Consider the following 17652-nt stretch of genomic DNA (forward strand, 5'->3'; position numbering starts at 1 on the left):
CAATTGGCACAACCTAATATGGGAACACCTCCAGTTGATCTCAAATTAAAAGAAGGCCTTCCGCCAAAACCAGAGACGATGCTTCGTTTATTTTGCGAGAAATTTTTCAAAAATAAATTGGCGGTTGCCGGCTCCGCTATTTTATTGGTCATTATCTTTTCCGCTATTTTCGCCCCGGTGATCGCACCTTACGCACCGGAACAGCAAGACTTATTGAAACGGCTACAGCCTCCAAGTGCAGAGCATTTTATGGGAACCGACAAGTTTGGTCGAGATATTTTTTCAAGGGTGCTATACGGAGCGAGGGTGTCTCTATTAGTTGGCTTTGTCTCAGTAGTCGGAGCCATCACCATTGGTACCGTCATTGGGGCGGTAGCGGGATACTTTAAAGGCTTTGTTGATTCTGTGCTCATGAGAATGGTGGATGTCGTATTGTCTATTCCAGATATTTTTCTCTTGATCACGCTAGTGACAATTTTTAAACCGGGTATTGATAAATTGATTTTAATCTTTGCGCTGACTGGCTGGACAACAACCGCCAGGCTGATCCGCAGTGAATTCTTGTCACTTCGCACAAGAGAATTCGTACTCGCAGCAAGAACGATCGGTACGAAAAACCATGTCATCATCTTTTCGCATATTTTACCGAACTGTATCGGCCCTATCATTGTGTCTGCTACATTGAAAGTCGGTTCTGTTATTTTAGCTGAGTCGACACTTAGCTATCTAGGGTTCGGCATCCAGCCTCCAACGGCGAGCTGGGGAAACATGCTTCAAGATGCACAAAATTTCTCCATCATGGTGCAAGCATGGTGGTATCCACTGTTCCCAGGTTTACTGATTCTACTGACCGTTTTATGCTTTAACTTCTTAGGTGATGGACTGAGAGATGCCCTTGATCCTAAAAAGCTAAAATAAGGTTCTGCTTATAGAAGATCGTGAAAGGACTCTGCGAGACGTTCTCCTTTTCCCAGGAAATAAAGCCGTCCTTCCGTCAGGGCGAAGTTTTAATAAAGTTGGAATAATTTCTCTATCCCTTGCCCATACTGTGGACAACAGTTTTTAAAAAGTGAGGGATTGGTTATGTTATTTCTTCATGACGTATGGGTGAATTGGTTTGAAGGGGAAGAGAATGGCTATAATGTGTGCCATTTTCATGAGTGGCGCAAGGAGGACAGCGTGGAGCTGTTAGATCAAGTACCTTTACTCAAGGTGCAGAGTCCTTTGTTTGATTACATAGAGAATGATCTATCAGAGCTGCCAAAGACGCTGCTAGAGACTGTATTTGAGAAATCATATATTCGAAAAAATCATGAACGCCGTAAATTAGAGTATTGCTTTGTGGTCACGGACGGAATTAGAATCATCGCTGTGGATACGATTGGTTATTCCATTCCTGTGAGAAAGAGCCGATTGATTCCAAGACAGGAGCAATTGGTGTATGAAATGGTGAAAGATGTGAAGGCAGAGGAGTATGAATTCACGCCGGACAGCCTTGAATCGACGAAAGAATATCACATCCTATCATTACCACCGCAGCATATCAGCGGATTAACGAGAAAAGAAAGACAGCTGAAGCAGCTGATGTTTATGGCGCTTGATCAACTAAAGGGGCTTCAAAACCGAGCAGAAATTGCCTATTGGTATACAGAATGGAATCCGCGTATGTACAACCAGATCAAACGAATGTCTTTCGAGGAAATTTGGAACATGCTTTATAACGAAACCATTGATGGATGGTCAGAAAACCATTTAGCCTTTTGTGAAAAAATGATTAAAGGACAGCCATTTTTTGAAAAACTTTGGGAAATGGAAAACGAATCGAAAGTCAATTAGAAAAAGCTTGCAGCTGAATATGCTGCAAGCTTGTTTTATTTGCGTTTCCGGCCAAGACCCATCGCATTCTCCATTTTTTTCAGCATTTTGTTTGCCGCACGGTTAGCCTTTTCAGCACCTTCATCTAAAATGCGGTCAAGCTCATCTGACTCAATGAGTTCATAATAGCGATCTTGAATCGGTTTTAATGCATCCACAACAACGTTCGCAAGATCTTCCTTAAATTCACCATAACCTTTGCCTTCGTATTTTTGTTCAAGCTCTGCAATCGATACGTTCCCTAATACAGAATAAATCGTCAGTAAGTTGGCAATTCCAGGTTTGTTTTCTTTGTCATATTTGACGATGCCTTCTGAATCAGTCACAGCACTTTTGATTTTCTTTTCAAGCTGTTTTGGCTCATCTAATAAGGTAATGAAAGATTTTTGGTTCGGATCAGATTTGCTCATCTTTTTCGTTGGGTCTGCTAAAGACATAATCCGAGCGCCTTCTTTTGGAATTTTGACTTCAGGTACAGTAAAGATGTCGTTATACTTTCGGTTAAAGCGTTCAGCAAGCGTTCTCGTTAATTCAAGATGCTGCTTTTGATCTTCTCCTACAGGAACTAAGTCCGTACCGTATAACAGAATATCGCCAGCCATTAATGGCGGATACGTTAATAGTCCTGAAACGACTGCTTCCTTACCAGCAGATTTGTCCTTAAATTGAGTCATTCTTTCTAATTCTCCAATATAAGCGACACATTGCAGCATCCATCCTGCCTGGGCGTGGGCAGGTACCTCTGATTGGATAAACAATGTTGCCTTCTCTGGATCAAGTCCCACTGCCAAATAAAGAGCGGCTAAGCTTCTAATATTTTGTCGAAGGGCTAAACGATCCTGACTGACCGTAATGGCATGCTGATCGACCACACAAAAGTAGCCGTTGTAATCATGCTGAAGATCGACAAATTGCTTCATCGCTCCAATGTAGTTCCCCAATGTCACAGAACCGCTAGGCTGAATGCCTGAGAAAATCGTCTTTTTTGTCATACTAAAACCTCTTTTCTTCAATATAAAAAGGCCCACCCATCACTTTTCAACAGAAAAGGGACGAATGAACCGTGGTACCACCCTTGTTATTTCAATACGAAATCACTCAAGACGTTGATATCGGAGACTGCTCCGTCTAAGCCTACTGACTCTGTCAAGTGTTCGGTTAGCTGCTCCAAAGCCCATTCCATACATGCCATTATCTGCTTGCACCGACCGCAGACTCTCTGTAAATGGTGAATATATGTACTCTTCTTTTTCATCGCAACAGTATGTCTATCTATTATAAAGGATGACCATGAAAAAGTCACGAAGCCTATTTGTGACCTTCTCATCATGTCGTTTGACACTTAAAATTTTAGATAAAATAGTAACTATCTGTCAGAATTTTTTAAAAAAGGATGATTAATTATATGTATAAAACATTATTCCTGCTGAATTTGTTAAATTATTTTAATCAATTTACGCTTTAATTTGTTGAAGTGATTGAGACTTTAGTTTATAAAAATCAATCTTTATCCCCATTTACGTTTTTTAAAAATATGTGAAATTGATATTGCAATAAATTATTCTATTCATTATAATGAATTTGTTCACACGTTTGTGCTAGGCTCTTTACATAGTGAAAATTCAGAAAAAACAAAAGAAATAGAAAGTAAGCTATTCAGGGACTTTTTTACGCTATTTCTTAAATCTGAATCTCATCTTCTATCGAGACCTTTGAACTAAAAACATATTATAAGGGGGAATACAGTTGAAAAAGCGTTGGTCTGTTGTTACTTTAATGCTTATTTTCACACTTGTATTAAGCGCTTGTGGTTTCAGCGGAAACAAATCAGGCGACAGCACGAGCAGTTCTGGAGAGGCTAAAACAACATTAAATGTGAATATCTCCACTGAGCCTTTTTCTCTACATCCGGGATTGGCAAATGATTCAACTTCAGGAAGTGTCATCCGTCAGACTTTTGAGGGATTAACAAGAATTAACGCTGAAGGTAAGCCAGAAAACGCAATGGCTTCTGATATCAAAACAAGTGATGATGGTAAAACTTATACATTCACACTTCGTGATGCAAAATGGTCTAATGGTGACCCTGTCACAGCACAAGACTTCGAATATGCTTGGAAATGGGCATTAGATCCTAAAAATGAATCTCAATATGCTTACCAGCTTTATTATATTAAAGGTGCTGAAGCTGCTAACAAAGGGGAAGCAAAAGTTTCTGATGTTGGCATTAAAGCAAAAGACGACAAAACGCTTGTAGTTGAGCTAGAGAACCCAACACCGTTCTTTACTGAACTAACTGCATTCTATACGTATATGCCAGTCAACAAAAAAGTGGCTGAAAAGAATAAAAACTGGTACACAAATGCTGGTGAAAACTACGTATCTAACGGACCATTTGTTCTTTCTAAATGGAAGCATGGCGGTTCTATCACACTTGAAAAGAACAATGAATACTGGGATAAAGACACTGTGAAATTGAAAAAGATTAACATGTCTATGATCAAAGATACAAACACTGAACTTAGCATGTTCAAAAAAGGCGAACTTGACTGGGCTGGTTCTCCAACTGGAAGCCTTCCAACTGAGTCTTTAAAAACGTTGAAAAAAGAAGGCGGTCTTGAAATTCAAACGATCGCTGGTATCTATAACTACAAATTCAATACAAAAGTAAAACCTTTAAACAATGCGAACATCCGTAAAGCCCTTGCATACTCAATCAACCGTCAAGCGATCGTTGACAAAATTACGCAAGGTGAACAAGTTCCAGCGATGGCAATCGTTCCTCCAACAATGGAAGGATTCACGGATAACAAAACTGGTTACTTCAAAGATCATGATGTAGCGACTGCTAAAGAACTTCTTGAAAAAGGTGCGAAAGAATTAGGTTATAAGTCAGTTTCTGATCTTCCAACATTGAAATTGTCTTACAACACAGATGAAGGCCACCAAAAGATTGCACAAGCAATTCAAGAAATGTGGAAAAAAGATTTAGGTGTTAACGTTGAACTTGATAACTCTGAGTGGAACGTATACATCGATAAAATCCACAGTGGAGACTACCAAATCGGACGTATGGGCTGGTTAGGTGACTTCAACGATCCAGTGAACTTCCTTGAGCTTTACAAAGATAAAGACGGTGGAAACAATGACACTGGATGGGAAAGCAAAGAGTACAAACAATTATTGAATGATTCTGCAAAAGAAACAGACAAAACAAAGCGTGAAGAAATGCTGAAAAAAGCAGAAAAAATCATCATCGACGATATGCCTGTAGCGCCTATTTACTTCTACACTCAACTTTGGGTACAAGATCCAAAACTTAAAGGTGTGGTTGTATCTGGACTTGGTGATGTTCAATACAAATGGGCACATTTCGAAAAGTAAGAGTTATAGTGTAAGAGATCTACGGCAAGGATCTTAAGGTATATGGAGGATGTCTCTCCATATACCTTTCTTGCTGATTAGAGAAATTGTTGTAAAATCATGGAGGTGCAATTCCGTTGCTTAAATATATCGGTAAGCGATTAATATATATTTTAATCACACTGTTTGTTATTGTAACTGCAACTTTCTTTCTCATGCAGGCAGCACCTGGTGGTCCATTCTCTGGAGAGAAGAAACTTCCTGCTGAAATTGAAGCAAACCTAAACGAGCACTACGGGTTGGACAAACCCTTATTTGTTCAATACGTGAGCTACCTAGGTTCAGTTGCAAAATTAGATTTTGGTCCCTCATTTAAATATAAAGGACAAACTGTTAATGATTTAATCAGTTCTGGATTCCCCGTTTCCTTTACCCTCGGAATTGAGGCAATTCTCCTCGCATTAGCATTTGGTGTATTGTTTGGGGTCCTTGCAGCGCTCTATCATAACAAGTGGCAAGACTATACGATTGCCATTTTAACGATCTTTGGAATCTCAGTTCCAAGTTTCATCTTAGCGGCGCTATTACAATATGTATTTGCATCTGAGGCAAGCTTTTTAGCGATCTTCCCAGTTGCAGGATGGGAGTCTTGGGCAAGCACCGTACTACCTTCTATTGCACTTTCCTTCATGCCAATGGCATTTATCGCTAGACTTGCACGGTCAAGTATGCTTGAAGTATTAAATAGTGACTACATTAGAACGGCTAGAGCAAAAGGATTAACAAAATCAGCTGTGACGATCAAACACGCCATTCGAAACGCATTGTTACCTGTTATCACATACATGGGACCAATGGCAGCTTCAGTGTTGACAGGTAGTTTTGTCGTGGAGAAGATTTTTGGTATTCCTGGTCTTGGCTCTCACTTTGTTACAAGCATTACAAACCGTGACTACACCGTCATCATGGGTGTCACAGTCTTCTACAGTATTATTCTATTAGTCAGTATTCTAGTTGTTGACGTCCTCTACGGTATTATTGATCCTAGAATTAAACTGACGAAGGCGAAGAAAGGGGTCTAACACATGGAAGAGATGAGAAAAGATTTATTTGTGCCTGCGACAGCTGACGCAGCAGAATCTGAAAAAATTTCTAAACCTAGTCTATCTTTATGGAAGGATGCCATGCTTCGCTTCCGTGCAAATAAACTTGCAATGGTTGGACTTGCAATCATTTTCATTATTGTGATTCTGGCCATTTTCGTTCCAGTATTTTCGAAATATGATTATTCAACGACAGATTTGCTTAATGCAGATCAGCCGCCATCAAAAGAGCATTGGTTTGGTACAGATGATTTAGGCCGAGACATGTTTGTTCGTACATGGGTAGGGGCAAGAATTTCGATCTTCATCGGTCTTGCTGCAGCGCTTCTTGACGTAATCATCGGGATCATCTGGGGAAGTATTGCTGCGTTTAAAGGCGGCCGTACAGATGAAGTGATGATGCGTATCGCAGACGTTTTATGGGCAATTCCAACACTATTAATGGTTATTTTAATGATGGTTGTTCTGCCAAAAGGATTATTAACGATTATCCTTGCTATGACAGTCGTAGGCTGGATTAACATGGCACGTATCGTTAGGGGACAAGTTTTACAATTAAAGAGCCAAGAATACGTTCTTGCAGCACAAACATTAGGTGCAAAAACATCTAGACTTTTATTTAAACACTTGATTCCAAACTCAATGGGACCCATTCTTGTCACAATGACATTAACGATTCCTTCTGCTATTTTCACAGAAGCATTCTTAAGCTATCTAGGTCTTGGTGTACCGGCTCCATTAGCTAGCTGGGGAACAATGGCTTCTGACGGAATTCCGGCCATGACGTATTATCCATGGAGATTATGGTTCCCAGCCGCATTTATCTGTATTACAATGTTTGGTTTTAACGTGGTTGGAGACGGACTAAGAGACGCTTTAGATCCGAAGTTGCGTAAATAAGGAGTGATTAGGATGGAACGTGAACGTATTCTAGAGGTGAAAGACCTTGCAATCTCATTTAAAACATATGGTGGAGAGGTTCAAGCCATTCGTGGTGTGAACTTCCACTTAAATAAAGGCGAGACACTTGCTATTGTAGGTGAATCTGGTTCTGGAAAAAGTGTAACATCACAGGCCATCATGAGATTAATCCCGATGCCGCCAGGTTATTTCAAGCGCGGAGAGATTTTATTTGATGGGCAGGATATTGTCAAGAAAACGGAAAAGCAAATGCAAACCATTCGAGGAAAAGACATTTCGATGATCTTCCAAGATCCGATGACTTCTTTGAACCCAACCATGAAGGTCGGGAAACAAATTACAGAAGTACTTTTCAAGCATGAACAAATCTCAAAAGAAGCGGCTGAAAAAAGAGCCATTGAACTTTTAGAGCTTGTTGGGATTCCAATGCCTGAAAAAAGAATCAAACAATATCCGCATGAATTTAGTGGCGGGATGAGACAAAGGGTTGTCATCGCGATGGCACTTGCAGCCGATCCAAAGCTATTGATTGCTGATGAGCCAACGACTGCACTTGATGTAACCATTCAGGCGCAAATCTTAGAATTAATGAAAGAAATTCAGCAAAAAGTCGAAACATCTATTATCTTTATTACCCATGATCTAGGTGTTGTGGCCAATGTTGCTGATCGTGTAGCCGTTATGTATGCTGGACAGATTGTGGAGACAGGGACTGTTGATGAAATTTTCTACAATCCGAAACATCCATATACATGGGGACTTTTAGCATCTATGCCAAGCCTAGACACTGATGGAGGAGCTGAAGGGAAACTAACGGCGATTCCAGGAACACCACCAGATTTAACAAACCCGCCGAAAGGAGATGCATTTGCACTCCGGAGCGATTATGCAATGAAAATTGACTTTGAACAAGAACCACCAATGTTCAAAGTATCAGATACGCATTATGTGAAATCATGGCTACTTCATCCGAATGCCCCTAAAGTTGAACCGCCTGCTTCCGTAAAGGCGAGAATGCGTGAACTAGAAGGTAGCTACGAAAAACCTGTATTAGTAAAAGAGGGTGAATAGCATGGCAGAAAAACTGTTAGAAATTAAAAATTTAAAGCAGCATTTCCATACAGCAAGAGGAACTGTAAAAGCAGTTGATGGTGTCTCATTTGATATTTATAAAGGTGAAACACTTGGACTTGTAGGTGAATCTGGATGTGGAAAGTCGACAACTGGCCGTTCGATCATAAGACTTTATGATGCGACAGATGGCGAAGTTCTCTATAAGGGAGAAAGCGTACACGGAAAGAAATCAAGACAAAAAATGCTTGAATTTAACCGCCAAATGCAGATGATTTTCCAAGACCCATATGCTTCACTTAACCCTAGAATGACAGTGCTTGATATCATTGCAGAAGGTATTGACATTCATGGCCTTGCGAAAACAAAGCAAGCACGTAAAGACCGTGTGTATCAATTGCTTGAAACGGTTGGTTTGAATAAAGAGCATGCGAATAGATACCCGCATGAATTCTCAGGCGGTCAAAGGCAGCGTATTGGGATTGCTCGTGCGTTAGCTGTTGAGCCGGATTTCATCATTGCCGATGAGCCAATCTCTGCACTAGATGTGTCGATCCAAGCGCAGGTCGTCAACTTAATGAAAGAATTGCAAGAAGAAAAGGGCTTAACGTATTTATTCATTGCCCATGACCTTTCCATGGTGAAATACATTAGCGATCGTATCGGTGTGATGTATTTTGGGAAATTGGTTGAGCTGGCACCAGCGAATGAATTATATGAAAACCCGCTTCATCCATATACAAAATCATTACTATCTGCGATTCCGCTTCCAGATCCTGATTATGAACGTAACCGCAAACGGATTAAATACGATCCATCTGTTCATAAAGGAACAAATACGGAATTTCGTGAAGTGAAGCCAGGTCACTTTGTCAGCTGTACTGAGGAAGAATTCAAAGAGATCAAAGCAAAACAATAAGAACAGATAAGAAGCACTGCGATATCAGTGCTTCTTTTTTTATTTTACAAAAAAACAAGTTGATGGTAATTTTTATGTAAAATGAGTAAACCAGGAGGAAATCAAATGTTGTTATGGAAGACGTTTCGCTATTCATGTCTTCACTTTTTTATCGTCACGATGCTTTTTTCAATATCTTTTTTAACGGAACCAAATGGAGGAAAGTGGATGATCGCATTTTTAGTGCTCATTTGCATCATTTCGTTTTCGGTTGAATTTGCTGTGTATCGGCGCACGAATAAACAGAAGGAAGAAGTCCGGCGTATGAAGTACCTTTATTTCATCATGTTTCAGATCGCCATGACACTTCTTTTGTTTGCTTGCTTTCAAATGCTCATGAATCGTTCGATATAAAACTTTTTTGTTTTCTCTTGAAAAAAAGTGAAACCACCAAAGGCATTGTTGCGTCTTACTAGTACAGGCGTTTAAATAGCAGGAAATCGGGAATAGATAAGGAAGTGGTTCTTAACTACATCATAAGGAGCGGATCCATGAATTGGTATGAAAAGCTCAGTGAATACTTCCCGATAGAAGAAATGAAGTCAAAAGAGCATATGGAAGCTTTATTAAAGGAAAGAAGTGATATTTATCATAAAGAAGAAGGGCCTCATCATGTAATGATGTACGCTGAATTTGATTCTTTCATCTTTATTGATTATTTATTTGTTTCCAAGGATGCAAGAGGTGAAGGCCTCGGCTCAAAGCTCATTCATAAGCTGAAGGAAAAAAGAAAACCGATCTTGCTTGAGGTCGAGCCTGTAGATGAAGATGATGCAGATACTGCAAAACGCCTAAAGTTTTATCAGAGAGAGCACTTCAAGCATGCTGAATCAATTGGTTATAAACGCAGGTCACTTGCAACGAATGAAGTGAACCGCATGGAAATTCTTTATTGGTCGCCTCGTACAGATAATGAGGAAGAAATGATGGAGGCCATGAGAAAGACGTACGAAAGAATCCATACGTATAAAGACGAAGAATGGTATGGACAATCGTATGAGGATGTTGATGATGTGCTGAAGCTCGTTGAAAATAGAAAACAAAAAAATATTTTCGATCATCTCGACTAAATGAGAATGTTCAGACTTCAAACATCAGCACAAAAAGAATGAAATTGTCTAGTTTTTGTCACAAAAATTGCAAGAAAATCTGTTCACACTTACTTTTTTATAGTATAATCACTATAAAGATTACTTATTTAGAACAATTTTAATTTAAGAATACAGATCAATATTCATTCTACAAATTGAGGAGTGAAGATTTATGGTAACATTATACACATCACCAAGCTGTACATCATGTAGAAAAGCAAGAGCGTGGTTAGAAGAGCACAATATTCCATACCAAGAGAGAAATATCTTTTCTGAGCCTCTTTCAATCGATGAAATCAAAGAGATTCTTCGTATGACGGAAGATGGTACAGATGAAATTATCTCAACACGTTCTAAAGTATTCCAAAAACTAAATGTAAATGTTGAGACAATGCCGCTTCAACAATTGTATAAACTAATCAATGAGCACCCTGGTCTTCTAAGACGTCCAATTATTTTGGATGAAAAAAGACTGCAAGTTGGGTACAACGAAGATGAAATTAGACGTTTCCTTCCTAGAACGGTTCGTACATTCCAACTTCGAGAAGCTCAGCGACTTGCTAACTAATAGAGAACACGAAAAGCTGCCGATCATTTGGCAGCTTTTTTTATTTATTTTCAGCCGTTTGTTCGTAAAAGAGACTAGCTAAAATAACGGTTGCGACGGTTAAAAAGGGAAGCAACAATTCAAGTGTTGTATGCTGCGCCATAAATTCATTCAGTTTTACATCACGGACAATCATTTCTCCGCCAGTAAAAGCTAAAAGTGCACTCCCTCCGTATAAAAGAATCGGAAACTTGGTTAGTGCTGCATGAATCAGTTTACTCCCCCAAATAATAATCGGGACTGAAATCATTAAGCCAAAGGCAGTGAGCACCATGTTCCCTTTAGCTGCCCCTGCAACAGCGATCACATTATCAAGTGACATAAAAAGATCTGCAATCACGATGGTCTGAACAGCACGCCAAAGGGAGCCGCTGCTTTTAATCCGAATGGATTCTTTCTTTTGTTCAATTAACAAATTGTATCCTATATAAAGGAGAAAGAGACCGCCGATAAATTGCAAATAGGGGATGGTCAATAAATAAACGGCAGCACCAGTCATGGTGATTCTCATCAGCACTGCCAAAAGTGTGCCGATCCATATGGCTTTGTTTCGTTTTTCATTTGATAAGCTTCGACTGGCCATCGCAATGATTAATGCATTATCTCCTCCTAGTATGAGGTCTATGCCAATAATCATCAGTAAGGATACGATCCACTCTGTTTCCATCCAGTTCACCTCATTTCACTAAAATAGCTCGTACAACCAATATATGAGGACAATTCAAATATATGTTTCTGCAAGTTTTCTCTGCAAAAAATGCGTTTTTATTTCTTTTATTCATGTTTTATCATAAAATAGACAGTACACAGCAATACCTCATTTCTTTAAATGGTTAACATGTAGACGGAACGGGTAAAGTGTAGTAAAGTACTATTAATTGGGAGCTTGTATGTCCCTTCAACATCTTATATAGAAGGGAAGGTTGGCAAAATGGAAATCGAAAGAATAAATGAACATACAGTCAAATTTTATATTTCCTACGGTGATATTGAAGATCGCGGTTTTGACCGTGAAGAGATTTGGTATAATCGTGAGCGCAGTGAAGAGCTGTTCTGGGAAGTGATGGACGAAGTGCACGAAGAAGAAGAATTTGCAGTAGAGGGACCACTTTGGATTCAAGTACAGGCACTTGATAAAGGTCTTGAAATTGTCGTGACAAAAGCCCAACTTTCTAAAGATGGACAAAAGCTCGAATTGCCGATTCCAGAAGATAAAAAAGATCAAACAGATGAAGAAAGTTTAGATGCTCTGCTTGATGATTTTCATAAAGAAGAGCAAGATCAAGAAGATCATAATGAGAAGGACAAAAAACTTCAACTTCAGTTCGTATTGAAAATGGATGATTTTGAAGATTTGATTGCACTTTCTCAATTAAATATGCAGGATTTTACGACAAGTTTATATTCGTTTGAAAACCGTTATTATCTATATGTTGACTTCCACGAGGATTTGTCAGATGAGCAGGTGGAGAATAAGCTTAGTATTCTGCTTGAATATGCTCATGAATCAGTGGTCAGCATCTACAGACTGCAAGAATACGGTCAGCTGATTGTCAAAGAGAATGCGCTTGAAACGATTCAACAGCACTTCTCGTAACAACCAAAAGTCGATTTCTATAGAGGAATCGACTTTTTTATCTGAATGAAAAAGTAAACAAAGTGATCGGCAAGGAGAAAATGAAATGAGAAATGTAGTCAAAGTTCTATTTTTTCTTATCATTACAATAGGTGCTTATTTGATTATCCAAATTTTTGCCGGTGATCTAGCGGTAAGTGTATTAAGTTCTGTCAGTGTTCTATTCACTTTATCGATTATCTTCATCGGGTTTGTCATTTTCTTAGAAAACAGAAACCCCTCTCAAACGATTACGTGGCTTGTGCTGCTTGGGAGCTTTCCGCTTTTCGGGTTTTTGTTTTATATTTTCTTTGGACGCAATATTAAAAAGCGCAGACTTTTTGAAAAGAAAGCGGTACTAGACGAACAGCTTGTCCAGGAAGATGAACGTATCCACAGAGAAGCGATTGAAAAAATGACTCATATGGGTGACCATCAGCAGCTCTTATTTAAACTGGCCCACAGACTTGGACATACCCCTATTACGTATCGCACATCCTCTAAAGTTCTGACCAATGGAGAAGAAACGTTCTCTCATATTTTTGAAGAAATCAAAAAAGCAACACATCACATTCACCTAGAATATTATATTCTCCGTCATGATGATCTGGGACAAGAATTAAAGGACATTTTAATCGAGAAAGCAAAAAGTGGTGTGATTGTCCGCTTTTTATATGACGATGTAGGCAGCCTAAAACTTTCCCGTCAATATATTGCTGACTTAGAAAAGGCTGGCGTGCAGATCGTTCCGTTTTTACCAGTGAGACTGCCCTTATTAAATAATAAAATCAATTTCCGAAATCACCGGAAAATCGTGGTGATTGATGGAGAAGTAGGATTTGTCGGCGGACTTAACATTGGGGACGAATATATGGGCAGAAGCAGACAATATGGATTTTGGCGTGATACGCACCTGATGATTAAAGGTGAGGCCGTTCGTGATTTGCAGCAGATTTTTATGCAGGATTGGTATTACATGACCAATGAAAGATGTTCGGGTGTGGATTATTTTAAAGATTTCAGTCATATGGAGAGTCGAGCAGAAGGCGTACAAATGATTGCTGGTGGTCCTGATAAACAGTGGGAAGTCATTAAAAATCTCTTTTTCTCCATGATTATCTCCGCCAAAAAATCAATTTGGATTGCTTCACCTTATTTTGTACCTGATGATGATATTTTGTCCGCACTGAAAATTGCAGCTTTGAGCGGAGTCGATGTGCGAATCATTGCGCCGAAAAATCCAGATAAACGCATCGTATTTCATGCGTCCCGTTCATACTTCCCCGAACTTTTAGAAGCAGGTGCGAAGGTATATGAATATGATCAAGGCTTTATGCATAGTAAGTTTATCATTGTGGATAGTGAGCTAGCATCAATTGGTACAGCAAATATGGATATGAGAAGTTTTCATCTGAACTTTGAAGTGAATGCTTTCCTCTACAAAACAAAAAGCACAGAGAAGCTGGTCAACGACTTCTTAGGTGACTTAGAGCAGTCACATGAAATTGTTCCAGAAGAATTTGCGAAGAGGCCTTTGAGGGTGAGGCTGTTTGAATCAACAGCAAGATTGTTATCACCTCTTTTATAAAAATTGTATTTTCCCCCTTTTCTAAAAGGGGGATTTTTTATTTTACTAAGGGAAAGTAGGTTAAAATCGTGTTTTGATACGATAAAAATTCATTTTCGATATTCGCTTCCTGATGAGAGAAAAAGCTATAATACGGTCATCAAAGAGCAAGGGGCGAAATATATGAATGCAGCAATCATGGAGAATGGCAAGCTGATTCGCATCACACAACATCTGACTAAAAGGCGGCTAGAGCATGTAAGAGCTACGTGCAAATTTTACTGTCCTGAATGTAGGCAGGAGGTTCTATTAAAGCTAGGTGAGCATCGTGTCCATCATTTTGCACATAAACAGCTCTCGGCATGTCCATTAGCGTCCACCGGTGAAACAGCTTATCATCAGGCAGGGAAAATGGCTCTTAAGGATTGGCTCACGCAGCTTGGATATGAGCCGTTACTAGAGAAATATGTTTCAAACATTCAGCAGCGCCCTGATGTGACCGTTGCCATAGAAAATAAAAGCTATGCCATCGAATTTCAATGTGCAAATATTTCGTGGAAAGAGCTACATAAACGAACGGAAGGTCTCCGTGCTGCGGGGCTCTATCCTATATGGATCATAGGGGCGAATCGTTTAAAACGAATGGCTGGCCAGCTCTTTTCATTCTCCTCCATTCATTGGGGAATTTTAAGGCAGTCAAAGAATAGGAGACTCATTTTTTATTGTCCGATTCAAAATAGATTCATCCACCTAGATCAACTTCTCGTGTTTCAGCCAACGAAAATATGTGCCTCAATGACCGTTAGACCGCCTTCAGCTTATCGCCAACTATCAGCACTCTTATCTGTTTCCTCGAGCAATCATCAATTGTATAAAGAGTGGCTCAAGTGTATTCGGCAATTTAGGGAGCGACCACCCCGCATTTTAGCAAATGAAAGCAAGCGTTTAAGAACCATATTTTATGAGCATCATCAAACAGCATGGCCATTTCTACCGACAGAATTATTTATCCCCCTGACAGAAGCATATATCTTTTCAAGCCCTGTTTATGTGTGGCAAGGATGTCTTTATGATTGGATGGTTAGAAAGGGAAAAGAACAAGTGACCATTCATCTTCTTTTAAAAGAAATTGAGCGATGTGTCCAGAATAAAGAAGTGAAGCTCCGATATGCCAATGTCACAATAGAAGAAATCAAAGAGGTGATTATTTCATATGTACGGGCGCTTGTGAAACTAGGGTTTTTATACATGACGAAAGAGGGTAATTATCAAGTAACGTCGAATCAAAAGCCTATACGAACAGCAGATGAAGCGATAAAACGAGATGCTTTCTTATTTCATTAGCATGTTTCATGCCCACTTTGATCATGATAAGAAAAAGGTGGTGCTGCTATTGAATAGAAAGAAACGCTTTTTTCTCATTTTTTTAGTTTGTTTGGTATTTATTTCTGCATATGATTTGACAAACATAGTTCAAAACAAAGAAGATAAATACAATACCAATTTCTTTCACTTTCCGAAAGGTTGGTTCAACACAACTCATGCAAGGGGGATTCATATGACTTCACAAAATAACAACAATCATTTACCAGACAGAAGCGAAGTAAAAGAAGAAAACAAATGGCGCCTTGAAGATATTTTTGAAAGTGTCGATTCTTGGAATAAGGAATTCGAAGCTGTAAAAAAAGAAATTCCGAAGCTCGCCCAATTTAAAGGCAAGCTGGCCCATTCTGCTGATGTCTTGTATGAAGCCCTAACATTTCAGGATCAACTTTCTGAAAAGCTTGGCAAGCTTTATACATATGCGCACATGAAATACGATGAAGATACAACAAATTCATCATTTCAGGCTTTAAATGATAAAGCATCCAATTTATTTACACAGCTGTCTAGTACATCTGCCTATATTGTTCCGGAAATTTTATCTATTCAAGAAGATAAGCTGCAGCAATTTATATTGGAAAAAGAAGAATTAAAACTTTATTCTCACGCTCTCGAAGAAATTAATAAAGAGCGTCCGCATATTTTAAGTGAAGAGCAAGAAGCTTTATTAGCTGAAGCCTCTGAGCCTTTATCAACATCATCCACTACGTTTAGTATGTTTAATAATGCAGATATTTCGTTCCCTTCTGTTAAGGATGAAAATGGAGAAGAAAAGAAAATTACTCATGGCAACTTCATTACCTTTTTAAACAGTGATGATCGTGAAGTGAGAAAGAATGCTTTTAAAGCCGTTTATAAAACGTATGATCAGTATAAGAATACTTTGGCGTCTACACTCAGCGGCTCGATTAAAAAGGATAATTTTTATGCGAAAGTACGTCATTACAAATCGGCAAGAGAAGCAGCGTTATCACGAAATAGTATTCCTGAAGAAGTGTATGACAATCTAATTGATACAGTTCATCAATATTTACCGTTATTACATCGCTACATTGAATTGCGTAAAAAGGTATTAAAGCTTGATGAAGTGCACAATTATGACTTGTATACACCATTAGTAAAAGATGCTGGCATGAAGCTGACCTATGATGAAGCAAAGGATTATATGCTGAAAGGGTTAGCGCCATTAGGAGAAGAATATGTTTCGGTATTAAAAGAGGGACTCGAAAATCGCTGGGTAGACGTTTATGAGAATAAAGGGAAACGAAGCGGCGCGTATTCTTCTGGAAGCTATGGCACGAACCCTTATATCTTAATGAACTGGCAAAATAATATTGATAATTTATTTACGCTAGCTCATGAATTTGGTCACTCTGTTCATAGCTACTATACAAGAAAGCATCAGCCATATCCGTACGGAAACTACAGCATTTTTGTAGCAGAAGTGGCTTCTACAACAAATGAAGCATTACTAGGTGAATACTTACTCAATCATTTAGAGGACAAAAAGCAGCGCTTGTATGTGCTCAATCACTTGTTAGAAGGATTTAGAGGGACGGTATTCAGACAAACGATGTTTGCAGAGTTCGAGCACCTGATTCATGTGAAAGCGCAAGAAGGGGAGGCACTAACGCCAGAGTTCATGACGAACCTGTATTACGACCTGAATAAGAAGTATTTTGGCGACGGTATGGTTGTGGATAAGGAAATCGGATTAGAATGGACGCGAATTCCGCATTTCTATTACAACTATTATGTGTATCAATATGCGACAGGCTATAGTGCGGCTCAGGCATTAAGTAAACAAATTTTAGAAGAAGGGAAACCTGCAGTGGAGCGCTATACAGACTTCCTTAAAGCAGGAAGCTCTGACTATCCAATTAACGTGCTGAAAAAAGCTGGTGTAGATATGGCATCAAAAGAACCAATTGAGGCAGCATGTCAATTGTTTGAAGAAAAATTAAAGGAAATGGAAGAGCTCATCTCAAAGACTGGTGAGTAACGAGAAGACTTCTGTCAGATGTGTGAGTGCAAACTCACCTTTTGGCAGGAGTTTTTTCTTGAAATAAAAAAGACCAGATTGTTGACAAAGGGCTAA

General features: G+C 39.1%; 16 protein-coding genes and 1 other annotated feature. Of the genes, 14 read left to right on the forward strand and 2 right to left on the reverse strand.

What is annotated here, in order from left to right:
• Positions 1-18: 18 nt before the first annotated feature.
• A complete protein-coding gene (opp4C, locus tag NSQ11_RS05655; RefSeq protein WP_008348491.1) occupies positions 19-918 on the forward strand; it encodes an oligopeptide ABC transporter permease in 900 nt (299 codons plus the stop codon).
• A 165-nt stretch (positions 919-1083) separates the two neighbouring features.
• Positions 1084-1836 carry a YjbA family protein gene (locus NSQ11_RS05660; protein WP_025207150.1) on the forward strand — a complete coding sequence of 251 codons (753 nt, stop codon included), beginning with the start codon at positions 1084-1086 and terminating at the stop codon, positions 1834-1836.
• 35 nt (positions 1837-1871) lie between these two features.
• Here the strand turns inward: NSQ11_RS05660 and trpS are convergent, their stop codons facing one another.
• Positions 1872-2867 carry a tryptophan--tRNA ligase gene (trpS, locus tag NSQ11_RS05665; RefSeq protein WP_025207151.1) on the reverse strand — a complete coding sequence of 332 codons (996 nt, stop codon included), beginning with the start codon at positions 2865-2867 and terminating at the stop codon, positions 1872-1874.
• A gap of 53 nt (positions 2868-2920) precedes the next feature.
• Positions 2921-3139, reverse strand: a binding site (T-box leader).
• 482 nt (positions 3140-3621) lie between these two features.
• Between trpS and NSQ11_RS05670 the strand changes: the two genes are divergently transcribed.
• From NSQ11_RS05670 to spxA, 8 genes are all read left to right on the forward strand, one after another.
• A complete protein-coding gene (locus NSQ11_RS05670; protein ID WP_007499024.1) occupies positions 3622-5259 on the forward strand; it encodes a peptide ABC transporter substrate-binding protein in 1638 nt (545 codons plus the stop codon).
• Between the two features lie 116 nt (positions 5260-5375).
• Positions 5376-6320 carry an ABC transporter permease gene (locus NSQ11_RS05675; RefSeq protein WP_007499022.1) on the forward strand — a complete coding sequence of 315 codons (945 nt, stop codon included), beginning with the start codon at positions 5376-5378 and terminating at the stop codon, positions 6318-6320.
• A gap of 3 nt (positions 6321-6323) precedes the next feature.
• The gene (locus NSQ11_RS05680; RefSeq protein WP_007499020.1) at positions 6324-7241 is read left to right on the forward strand and encodes an ABC transporter permease; all 918 of its coding nucleotides are present in this window, start codon (positions 6324-6326) and stop codon (positions 7239-7241) included.
• A 3-nt stretch (positions 7242-7244) separates the two neighbouring features.
• Complete coding sequence (locus NSQ11_RS05685; RefSeq protein WP_089374143.1) at positions 7245-8333, forward strand: ABC transporter ATP-binding protein; 1089 nt, start codon at positions 7245-7247, stop codon at positions 8331-8333.
• A 1-nt stretch (position 8334) separates the two neighbouring features.
• Positions 8335-9252: an ATP-binding cassette domain-containing protein gene (locus NSQ11_RS05690; RefSeq protein ID WP_024720064.1), complete on the forward strand. Its 918-nt coding sequence runs from the start codon at positions 8335-8337 to the stop codon at positions 9250-9252.
• Positions 9253-9357: 105 nt separating this feature from the next.
• The gene (locus NSQ11_RS05695; protein ID WP_025207152.1) at positions 9358-9645 is read left to right on the forward strand and encodes a hypothetical protein; all 288 of its coding nucleotides are present in this window, start codon (positions 9358-9360) and stop codon (positions 9643-9645) included.
• 137 nt (positions 9646-9782) lie between these two features.
• Positions 9783-10361, forward strand: a complete 579-nt coding sequence (locus tag NSQ11_RS05700; protein ID WP_024720065.1) for a GNAT family N-acetyltransferase — start codon at positions 9783-9785, stop codon at positions 10359-10361.
• 193 nt (positions 10362-10554) lie between these two features.
• A complete protein-coding gene (gene spxA / locus NSQ11_RS05705) occupies positions 10555-10950 on the forward strand; it encodes a transcriptional regulator SpxA (RefSeq protein ID WP_003211421.1) in 396 nt (131 codons plus the stop codon).
• 40 nt (positions 10951-10990) lie between these two features.
• Here the strand turns inward: spxA and NSQ11_RS05710 are convergent, their stop codons facing one another.
• Entirely contained in the window at positions 10991-11656 is a 666-nt protein-coding gene (locus NSQ11_RS05710) for a TerC family protein (protein ID WP_007499010.1), read from the reverse strand.
• 264 nt (positions 11657-11920) lie between these two features.
• On the opposite strand from NSQ11_RS05710, the gene mecA reads away from it, so the two are divergent.
• The 4 genes from mecA (at position 11921) to pepF (ending at position 17556) form a co-directional block, all read left to right on the forward strand.
• Positions 11921-12586 carry an adaptor protein MecA gene (gene mecA, locus NSQ11_RS05715; RefSeq protein ID WP_008348474.1) on the forward strand — a complete coding sequence of 222 codons (666 nt, stop codon included), beginning with the start codon at positions 11921-11923 and terminating at the stop codon, positions 12584-12586.
• Positions 12587-12671: 85 nt separating this feature from the next.
• On the forward strand, positions 12672-14192 hold the full coding sequence (gene cls / locus NSQ11_RS05720; protein WP_008348473.1) for a cardiolipin synthase: 1521 nt from the start codon (positions 12672-12674) through the stop codon (positions 14190-14192).
• Positions 14193-14354: 162 nt separating this feature from the next.
• Positions 14355-15515, forward strand: coding sequence for a competence protein CoiA family protein (locus NSQ11_RS05725; RefSeq protein ID WP_025207153.1), 1161 nt, complete (start codon positions 14355-14357; stop codon positions 15513-15515).
• A 214-nt stretch (positions 15516-15729) separates the two neighbouring features.
• Complete coding sequence (gene pepF / locus NSQ11_RS05730; protein ID WP_282706805.1) at positions 15730-17556, forward strand: oligoendopeptidase F; 1827 nt, start codon at positions 15730-15732, stop codon at positions 17554-17556.
• The last annotated feature ends 96 nt before the right edge of the window (positions 17557-17652 follow it).

This window comes from Bacillus sp. FSL W7-1582, assembly GCF_038593325.1.
GTDB lineage: Bacteria > Bacillota > Bacilli > Bacillales > Bacillaceae > Bacillus > Bacillus altitudinis.